Here is a 7,829-nt window from a genome sequence, read left to right as displayed (position 1 = left end):
TTATAGATAACAAGATTAGAAAATTTAATTAAAATGAATACACTTTTTTATATTTGAAAATAAAAACAGGAAACGAAATTAATAATAATAGATTTAATAATATAAAAATTAAATATTCCATACTGGTTAAATTAAAATATTAGAAAAAGAAAAAAATATTCTAGATTTTGGAAAAACAAAGGTAAATGGAATTTTATCTGAAGAACAAAAATATAATCTTATTGAAAAGTATTTAACCATGGAAAATTTAAAAGAATCAACTTTCATGGAAAGTTTTAGAAAAAATAAAAATTATATGAAAGAAATTTGGCGTGGAAAGTTTACTAAAGATGATGTGGCTAAAGAGTTCAGGAATATTATCTCTTACAAATGTATACCACAAAAAGTTTATGAAGATAATAAAACTTTAATTGATAAACTATTTGAAACTTACTCAACAGAAGAGGGAGTAGATAAAGAGAATGCACGATTAGAATTAAATATGTATACTCTAAATTTAGGAATTTATGACAAAGGTAAATATTCAATCTTGAAGCATATTGGCTCTGAACAAATATATTTTGTAAATGGCAATTACTCTTATGAATTAGGTTTTGAGAGAGATAAGCAAGAAGTCGAAAACACTTTTGATTCTTTTCTATAATTTAAAAGGTCGATTATTAGCCTCTTTTCTCTCTCCTACTTGGTTTAATTTATTTCCTTTTTTAACTAGAAATGATATAATACTCCTAGTTAAAATTGACTTCACTACTTTAAGGATGGTTTTTATGAAAAATAATGCATTTTTTAAAAACAAAAGAAAAAGAGCTCTTTTCTTTGCAAACATAATATTAATTCTTTTTATCTCTTTTCATTTAATTCAAATGGAATCTACTGATGAAGAACTAATGACATTTATTCTCTTTTTAGTTGGAGATATAGCTTTATTGATTTATCAAATCATTGAAATTATTAGAAATAATAAAAAACAGTAAAAAAGTGCTAAAAAGCACTTTTTTTATTATTTAGCTTTTTCAAGAACTTTGACTATATTTTTATAAACCTCTCTTGTTGCTCTAATATCTTCTAAAGCATCATGTGCATTTTCTAAAGAAATATCAAAATACTTACACCAAGTTTCTAATCTATTATTTTCTAAAATTGGTAAAACTCCCATAACTTGAAGAGATTTTATCAAATTTAAAGTACATACATTTAATTTAAAATCAATAAAGCTTCCCATAAATTTATTATTTAGTCTATTATAAAAATTATATAACATTCTAAAATCAAATGGATAGTTATGACAAATCATAACTAATTTATCATTTTTATCATATCTATCTACATATTTTGAAAAAATTTTCTCTAACTCTTTTAACGCCTCTTCTGGTTCCTGCTCTTTATTAAGCTCCTCTATTGTAAATCCTATAGTTTTTAAAGCACTTTCTGAAATGTCTGCTCCCTTATGAGGTTTACATCTAATATTAAACCATTCTACAACCTCATTATCTATCTCTATAGCACCTGCTATTTGAACTATTGCAGAGTTGTCAGTTAATCCAGTTGTTTCCGTATCTAAATACAATAATTTCATACGCATCCTCCCTTTTATCCATATTTTAATAATACTCTATCATTTTTTAAATTACAATACAAAATATTTTATTTTTTTTAAAAGAAATCACATTTTTTATAGTATTTAATTACTATGAAATATTGTAAAAAACATTCTTTTGGAAATAGATTAAGCAGGAGGGGCATTATGAAAAAATTATTAGCTTCATTAGTTTTCATATCTTTATTAGTAGGGTGTAATAATGACAATGTAGTACCAAAAACACCAGTTGATTCTTCAAATCCATATAAGGAATATTCTGTAAACGATACTAAGGTCGCAGATACTGTTGAAACAAACATTTTGAAAGCTGAAGCTGAAAAATATGGTTTTGATTTAAAAACTTCTTCAGCTCATATGGTTAGCTTTAAAAAAGTGGGAACTTATGGTTCTGGCGAACTTAAAATCATTGCTTTTTTAAATAAAAAAGGTATTGAAGCTGCTGAAGATAAAGGTTATATCAATATCAACAGAATCGTTTCATACACTTGTAAATTTGAATATAGCTATAAAACAGAGAAATATGTGTGGACATCTGATTATCCATACGCATCTACTAGCACTTTGTTTTAAATTGAATGGATGAGCAATTAATTTGCCCATCCATTTTTTAATCTCTAAATTGACATTGTAATAGGTGATCATTTACTATTCCCACAGCTTGGAGATATGAGTAAACAGTTGTACTTCCTAAAAACTTAAATCCTCTTTTTTTCAGATCCTTCGCTATTGTATCTGACAACTCTGTTTTTGATGGGACATCACTTAAAGTTTTCCAATTATTTTTTATAATTTTCTTTTCTGTAAAAGACCATATATATTCATTGAAAGATCCAAACTCTTTTTGAATTTTTAAAAACTCCTTTGCATTGTTTATAGATGATTCTATTTTTTTTCTGTATCTTACTATACCAGGATTTTCTAACATTTTTAGTATTTTATTTTCATCATACAAGGCCACTATATTTGGATTAAAGTTATCATACTCAATTCTATAATTTTCTCTTTTTTTTAATATTGTTATCCAACTTAGTCCTGATTGAGCTGATTCTAAAACTAAAAATTCAAAATGAGTTCTATCATCATAGACAGCTTTTCCCCACTCTTCGTCATGATACTTTCTATATAGATCACTACTTTCACACCAAGGACATCTTATCATATAATCCCCCTCCAAATTTTTAACACATAATATCATTTATAATTCCTTATTTCAATTTAATATTTTCTTAATTTATTGCTTCTTAAGTAGTTTTGTGTTAGTATTTTCATAACTAGATTATTATGGAGGTTTTTTATGAAAAAGATATTTTTACTTCTTTTCTTAAATTTTTTCTATTTAAGTTGTACCAATAACTCTGTTTATAATAAAAACCTCTCTACATATACTATTGAAAGTAGTGTAGTTGAAAATCAAACAACTCAGCAAGAGATTCAAAATATTTTTGGAAACCCATACTCAGTTGATGTAAATAATCGAGGAAATACAGTTTGGACATACCACGATATAACTATAAATAGTCCTGGATACAACACTTTTTCTACTTCATTTAAAGTAGGAAAGGGAAATCGTTCTAGAGATAATCATAATCCCCAGTACAAATGGGTTATTATTTTTAATTCCAATGGTATAGTTATTAATTCTGATGTTAGAACACTATATTAATCTTTTAAGAAAGGAGCTATATCTATGTTACTTTGGTTTACTATAGGAGTAGTATTTTTAGTTATTGAGATTTTAACTTTTGGACTTATTTCTATCTGGTTTGCACTAGGAGCTTTTTTAACAATGATTTTCTATGAATTTTCTTTAGAAAATCAGTTTTATATTTTCGTTGGTGCCTCTTTACTTTTTTTAGTTCTAATTCGAAAGCTTGCCTTAAAGCATTTTAAAGGAAATAGTAAAGAGTTAAATCGTATTAAAGGAAAAGTTGTAAAGATTGAAAAAATTGAAGTTCGTGGAAGCAATAATTTCTATACCATATATTTAGATGGAAAAATTTGGGAAGGTATATCTAAATCCAATTTTAGTATTGGTGAGGAAGCTATTGTTGAAAAAATTATGGGAAACAAATTAGTTTTAGCTAAAAAATATTAGGAGGAATCATATGTTATTTTTATTTATTTTAATACTTATTGCTATATTTTTAATCGGAACACATGTTAGAATTGTTGCTCAATCTCAAGCTTTTGTTATAGAGAGATTAGGAGCATATTTAGCTACTTGGGATGTAGGATTAAATGTTTTAATCCCATTTGTTGATAGAATTGCAAAAAGAGTATCTTTAAAAGAACAAGTTATAGATTTTCCACCACAACCAGTTATTACAAAGGATAATGTTACTATGCAAATAGACTCAGTTATTTATTTTCAAATAACTGATCCTAAACTGTATACTTATGGTGTTGAAAATCCTTTAAATGCTATTGAAAATTTAACAGCAACAACTTTAAGAAACTTAATTGGAGAGTTAGAACTTGATGCTACTTTAACATCTAGAGATACAATAAATACTAAAATGAGAGTTACTTTAGATGAAGCTACTGATCCATGGGGAATCAAAATAAATAGAGTGGAGCTTAAAAATATTGTTCCTCCTGCTGAAATTCAAGACGCTATGGAAAAACAAATGAAAGCTGAAAGAGAAAGAAGAGAGTCTATTTTAAGAGCTGAAGGACAAAAAACATCTGCTATTTTAGTTGCTGAAGGGGAAAAGGAGGCTACTATATTAAAGGCAGAGGCTAAAAAAGAAGCTGCTATTAGAGAAGCTGAAGGAGAGGCTGAAGCTATTCTTAGTATTCAAAAGGCTAATGCTGAAGCTATTAAATTGATTAAAGAAGCTGCCCCTGATAAGAGTGTTCTTATGTTAAAAGGGATGGAAGCTTTTGAAAAAGTTGCTAATGGTCAAGCTACAAAAATTATTATTCCAAGTGAGCTACAAAATATTGTCACTTTAAGCGAACTTTTTCATGAATCAAAAAAATAATAAATATTAAAAAAACCGTAAGCTAATTAAGGCTTACGGTTTTTTATCTATTTCATCTTATATTATAGAACTTTTTTGAGCATAACTTTTTTCATTTGTATGAATATATAACAATCTTCCATCTTTTATTTTGTTTATAACTTTATCTGATATCTCTTTTGGTATAGCTGGGCACCCCAAACTTCTATCAAGTTTTTTCGCACCTGGCTTTGGTTTAGCATACTGAGAGCCGTGAACAACTATAGCTCTTTCTCTGGCTTTGTCATTAATTCCTTTTTCCAATCCACTCAATCTTAAAGAGTACCCGTATTCGCCATTATATGTATTCTCTGTTTTATAAAATCCAGGCGAACTTTTAAAAGAGTTTACAGCATTTGAAAACTCTCTTGGTATACTTTCTCCACTATTCTTTCCATGCATAACATATGTTGAAAATAGTGTCTTTTTATTTTTTAAATCGATCACAAAAAATCTCTCTTTAATCGATGATTTTGTGAAATCAATTATTGTTATAATATCCTCTTTTACATCTTTTAATTTTTTCATTCCTGAAATAGCGTTTGAAAATGTTATAAAATCCATTTTATTTGTTAAGTTTAGCTCTCTATATAGATTCTCTATTGAACTATTTGGCGAAAATGCAAAACTATTACTTTTTCTTACCTTAATATTTTCTATTGAAAGAGATGAATCTAAATTTAACTTTTCATTTATCGAATAACTTCCCATTGAAGCCATAGTAGAACTAGCTAAAGTAATTAGTATAATCAAGATTTTCTTTATCATAAATACTCCTCACTATTTTTTTATCATCTTAAATTATATATGAGTATCTATAATTAGTAAAGTTTTTTTTATTTCATATCTTTTATTAAGTGTAAAAACTTTTCTTAATTTCTAAATATAATTTCAAACAAAAAAAGTGCCAAAAATAGATTCTGACACTTTACTTAAAAATATTTATATTATTTACATTGCACTTTTATATATCTCAATAATCTCCTCTAGAGTAGCTTGTTTAGGATTTGTAAATCCACATGCATCTTTTAAAGCATTTGTTGCTAAAATAGTAAAGTCTTCCTCTTTAGCACCTAACTCTTTTATCCCTTTTGGAATTTCTATATCATTTGATAGTTTTACAATCTCTTCTATTGCTAAATCAGCTGAATTATTCTCATTTAAAATGTGAGGATTTACTCCTAACAGTATTGCAACTTTTCTTAACTTCTCTTTTGATACTTGAGCATTATATCTAACTACATGAGGTAGTAAAATTGCATTACATACACCATGAGGCAAATCATAGAATCCTCCTAATTGATGAGCCATTGCATGAACATATCCTAACGAAGCATTATTAAAAGCCATTCCTGCTAGGTATTCTGCGTAAGCCATATTATCCCTTGCTTTAATATCTTTTCCATTGAATACTGCTTCTCTTAAATTTTTAGAAATTAATTCTATGGCTTTTTCAGCACATGCATCTGTTACTGGAGTTGCAATTGTTGAAACGTAAGCTTCTATTGCATGTGTTAACGCATCCATACCTGTTGCTGCTGTTAAATTTTTTGGCATATCTAACATTAGTTCTGGATCATTTACGGCTATAATTGGAGTTACATTTTTATCCACTATCGCCATTTTTACATGTCTATCTACATCTGTTATTATACAAAATCTTGTCATTTCTGAAGCTGTTCCAGCTGTTGTATTTATTGATATTAAAGGAAGTTGAGGGTGCACAGATTTATCTACGCCTTCATAATCTTTTATATCTCCACCATTAGTAGCTACTAAAGCTATCCCTTTTGCTGCATCATGAGGTGATCCTCCACCAAAAGATATTACAAAATCACATCCATTATCTTTTAAAATTTTTAATCCATCATTAACATTTGTCACTGTTGGATTTGGTTTTGTTTCATCAAAGATAATATACTCTATTTTATTCTCATCTAATACATTTGTTAATTTTTTAACTAAACCAATATTTACTAATATTTTATCTGTTACTATTAAAGACTTTTTTAAACCTCTCGATTTAATTTCATTTCCTAGATTTTTAATACATCCCTCTCCCATATAAGAAATTGATGGCATGAAAAAAGCATATGACATAATAGCCTCCTAATAAATGTATTTTTTAGTGTACACCAATGATAACTCTTTTTGTACTATAAATCAATACTTTTTTTATTTTTATTAGTTTGAATTGGTATTCAAACTAATTTTTACATTTTTAATAACTCTCTAAATTATAGTTTGTGAAGAAAATATTTTTACATTAACTTCATCTGTTACTTAAGAGAGTTATAGTTGGGGAGCGTATGGATTTGAAAAAAATTTTAATCTATAAACAAGCAAGTAGTCGGGGAAATCGTAATCAAACATTTTAGTTGACCCGTGGTTTCCTTTTATTTTATTGATTTTTATGTTATAATAACTATGTGATATCTTTTACAAGAGGTGAGGTTTATTGAAGTTAATATTTAAATTTGTTGCGCTATTTTTTATTTTAACAATCTGCGTTTTCTCTCAAGAAAACAACTCTTCAGATAAAATAAAAGATTACGTAAAGAAAAATACCACTACTGAGAAAACTGCTACTAATATATATAAAAGTATTATTGAGAATTCAGAAAAGCATGATGTTGAACCAGAGTTAATTGCTGCTATAATAAAAGTTGAAAGTGATTTTAAACATAGCACTATCTCTACAGCTGGAGCAAGAGGATTGATGCAACTTATGCCTAAAACAGCAAAGCTTATGAAAGTTAATCCTAACGATATGAATGCTAATATAAAAGGTGGAACTAAATATATCGCTTGGTGTTTAGAACAACAAAATAATAATTTGAAACTAGCTCTAGCATCTTATAACGCTGGAATTGGTAATGTAAAAAAATATAATGGTATTCCACCATTTAAAGAAACTCAAAACTATGTTAAAAGAGTAATGAAAGAATATAACTATTTAAAAGCATAGGATATAGAAAAAAGATCACTTAATGTGATTTTTCAGGTTGTAGACAAATGGCTATCGAATAATAATATTTGATAGCCATTTTTTTTTTTATAAATTTTGAGTTATTTTTGTAGAAATTTATGTTGAGGAAGTCTTTTCCAAACTTCCACATTGCTAATTTTTTTAAATTCATACATGCAAATTTGAGAGTGAGCTCCATTTTTACTTTCGCTAACCCTCTATATTGTGTATATCTCATTCCATGTAGTTCTTTCGCGTC

At 27.4% G+C, this 7,829-nt stretch carries 12 protein-coding genes; 7 read left to right on the top strand and 5 right to left on the bottom strand.

Going from position 1 to position 7,829, the window contains the following annotated elements; translation table 11 throughout:
• Positions 1-238 precede the first annotated feature (238 nt).
• Together ACRC8M_RS08515 and ACRC8M_RS08510 are read left to right on the top strand one after the other, a co-directional pair.
• Positions 239-643 (top strand): hypothetical protein, encoded by a 405-nt coding sequence (locus tag ACRC8M_RS08515; protein ID WP_438528748.1) that lies wholly within the window; start codon positions 239-241, stop codon positions 641-643.
• A 124-nt stretch (positions 644-767) separates the two neighbouring features.
• Complete coding sequence (locus ACRC8M_RS08510; protein WP_438528747.1) at positions 768-974, top strand: hypothetical protein; 207 nt, start codon at positions 768-770, stop codon at positions 972-974.
• A gap of 26 nt (positions 975-1,000) precedes the next feature.
• On the opposite strand, the gene ACRC8M_RS08505 is transcribed toward ACRC8M_RS08510, so the two are convergent.
• A complete protein-coding gene (locus tag ACRC8M_RS08505; RefSeq protein ID WP_438528746.1) occupies positions 1,001-1,576 on the bottom strand; it encodes a 3'-5' exonuclease in 576 nt (191 codons plus the stop codon).
• A gap of 168 nt (positions 1,577-1,744) precedes the next feature.
• Between ACRC8M_RS08505 and ACRC8M_RS08500 the strand changes: the two genes are divergently transcribed.
• The gene (locus ACRC8M_RS08500; protein WP_438528745.1) at positions 1,745-2,170 is read left to right on the top strand and encodes a hypothetical protein; all 426 of its coding nucleotides are present in this window, start codon (positions 1,745-1,747) and stop codon (positions 2,168-2,170) included.
• Between the two features lie 37 nt (positions 2,171-2,207).
• On the opposite strand, the gene ACRC8M_RS08495 is transcribed toward ACRC8M_RS08500, so the two are convergent.
• Complete coding sequence (locus ACRC8M_RS08495) at positions 2,208-2,759, bottom strand: DNA-3-methyladenine glycosylase I (RefSeq protein ID WP_438528744.1); 552 nt, start codon at positions 2,757-2,759, stop codon at positions 2,208-2,210.
• A 135-nt stretch (positions 2,760-2,894) separates the two neighbouring features.
• Between ACRC8M_RS08495 and ACRC8M_RS08490 the strand changes: the two genes are divergently transcribed.
• From ACRC8M_RS08490 to ACRC8M_RS08480, 3 genes are read left to right on the top strand one after another with little or no spacing between them, the layout of a single operon-like run.
• On the top strand, positions 2,895-3,263 hold the full coding sequence (locus ACRC8M_RS08490) for a hypothetical protein (protein ID WP_438528743.1): 369 nt from the start codon (positions 2,895-2,897) through the stop codon (positions 3,261-3,263).
• Positions 3,264-3,287: 24 nt separating this feature from the next.
• Positions 3,288-3,695 carry an NfeD family protein gene (locus tag ACRC8M_RS08485; RefSeq protein WP_438528742.1) on the top strand — a complete coding sequence of 136 codons (408 nt, stop codon included), beginning with the start codon at positions 3,288-3,290 and terminating at the stop codon, positions 3,693-3,695.
• Between the two features lie 10 nt (positions 3,696-3,705).
• Positions 3,706-4,584, top strand: a complete 879-nt coding sequence (locus ACRC8M_RS08480; protein ID WP_438528741.1) for an SPFH domain-containing protein — start codon at positions 3,706-3,708, stop codon at positions 4,582-4,584.
• A 57-nt stretch (positions 4,585-4,641) separates the two neighbouring features.
• Here ACRC8M_RS08480 and ACRC8M_RS08475 read toward each other — a convergent pair whose 3' ends face one another.
• Together ACRC8M_RS08475 and yiaY are read right to left on the bottom strand one after the other, a co-directional pair.
• Positions 4,642-5,370 carry a murein L,D-transpeptidase catalytic domain family protein gene (locus tag ACRC8M_RS08475; protein ID WP_438528740.1) on the bottom strand — a complete coding sequence of 243 codons (729 nt, stop codon included), beginning with the start codon at positions 5,368-5,370 and terminating at the stop codon, positions 4,642-4,644.
• A 183-nt stretch (positions 5,371-5,553) separates the two neighbouring features.
• Positions 5,554-6,702 carry an L-threonine dehydrogenase gene (gene yiaY, locus ACRC8M_RS08470; protein ID WP_438528739.1) on the bottom strand — a complete coding sequence of 383 codons (1,149 nt, stop codon included), beginning with the start codon at positions 6,700-6,702 and terminating at the stop codon, positions 5,554-5,556.
• 358 nt (positions 6,703-7,060) lie between these two features.
• Between yiaY and ACRC8M_RS08465 the strand changes: the two genes are divergently transcribed.
• Positions 7,061-7,570, top strand: coding sequence for a lytic transglycosylase domain-containing protein (locus tag ACRC8M_RS08465; protein WP_297434226.1), 510 nt, complete (start codon positions 7,061-7,063; stop codon positions 7,568-7,570).
• A gap of 19 nt (positions 7,571-7,589) precedes the next feature.
• Here ACRC8M_RS08465 and ACRC8M_RS08460 read toward each other — a convergent pair.
• Positions 7,590-7,829 (bottom strand): transposase (locus tag ACRC8M_RS08460; protein ID WP_438528738.1); only part of this gene is annotated, 240 nt, incomplete at its 5' end.

The organism is Cetobacterium sp. (genome assembly GCF_051653945.1).
Lineage (GTDB): Bacteria > Fusobacteriota > Fusobacteriia > Fusobacteriales > Fusobacteriaceae > Cetobacterium_A.
The sequence above is the reverse complement of the archived record's forward strand: the minus strand, read 5'-3'. Positions and strand labels throughout refer to the sequence as shown.